The sequence below is a fragment of the Gilliamella sp. Gris3-2 genome, from assembly GCF_001690345.1.
GTDB classification, from domain to species: domain Bacteria; phylum Pseudomonadota; class Gammaproteobacteria; order Enterobacterales; family Orbaceae; genus Gilliamella; species Gilliamella bombi.
The window spans coordinates 1-898 of record NZ_LZHB01000032.1 but is presented as its reverse complement, the minus strand read 5'-3'; the positions used below and the strand labels follow the sequence as shown (position 1 = coordinate 898).

Below are 898 nucleotides of genomic sequence, written 5' to 3'. Positions count from 1 at the left end.
TTTTGTTTGAAAATGTGTTGCCATTCCAACTGAAAAAATCATGAGGCATTAAATAATATGACGCCTATTGAATACAAAACACAAAAACAACTAGCATGATTTTCTACGTTAGTTTTGTATTAAAAATGAGATAATCACACATCAGCTAGTTGTAAACTATTAAAGTTATGAAACAGGATTAATTTTATGCCGGCATTATTTGAATATTCAAATATATCAAACACTGTACTCAATATATTAGATAAAAAAGGATACCGAATTTGGTATGACGAAAAGTTAAAAATGTACTGTACTGAAAAGAACGGTTGGGATTTTATGGCCGATTCACCATCAGGTTTGTTAGGTTTAATTAGCATTTATGAATTTAAAAAACCAGCTATATATAAAGAATATTGGTGGAAAGATGATGATAAAAACTTACTAAACAATTTAAGAAAGAAACCTAAATACATATCAGTTATAGATAAAAATATAAGATAGGTTAAGGTTAAGTTACTAAAAATAAAGCAAAAGCAACTAAGTGATTTTTTTCATATCATAAGATAATAATATAAAAGCAAAAAGCCCAGCATGACTGCTGGGCTATATATTTAAAAGTCTGGCGGCACCCTACTCTCACATGGGTAATACCCACACTACCATCGGCACTACGGCGTTTCACTTCTGAGTTCGGCATGGGGTCAGGTGGGACCACCGCGCTATTACCGCCAGACATATCCTGTACTCTCTTTCTTAATTGCTGTCCATTATCTCATATCAACAACAATCACTCAATTCGGAACAAACTGTTTTTTCAATCTCTATTCTCTTTTCGATGATTTTCTCATCTAGTAATAACTTCTGCGTAACCCAAAACAACTCCGAGTTGTAAGGTTAAGACTCTCGGTTCATTAGTATC

At 32.9% G+C, this 898-nt stretch carries 1 protein-coding gene and 1 rRNA gene; one reads left to right on the top strand and one right to left on the bottom strand.

Annotated elements, in window-relative coordinates:
- Nucleotides 1-186: 186 nt before the first annotated feature.
- Nucleotides 187-480, top strand: coding sequence for a hypothetical protein (locus A9G32_RS05590; protein WP_065590416.1), 294 nt, complete (start codon nt 187-189; stop codon nt 478-480).
- 116 nt (nt 481-596) lie between these two features.
- Here A9G32_RS05590 and rrf read toward each other — a convergent pair.
- Nucleotides 597-712 (bottom strand): 5S ribosomal RNA (gene rrf / locus A9G32_RS05585).
- Nucleotides 713-898 lie beyond the last annotated feature (186 nt).

Bases quoted from the DNA above. Each gene is read 5' to 3' on its own strand.
- A9G32_RS05590 (WP_065590416.1), top strand. From the start codon at position 187: ATGCCGGCATTATTTGAATATTCAAATATATCAAACACTGTACTCAAT.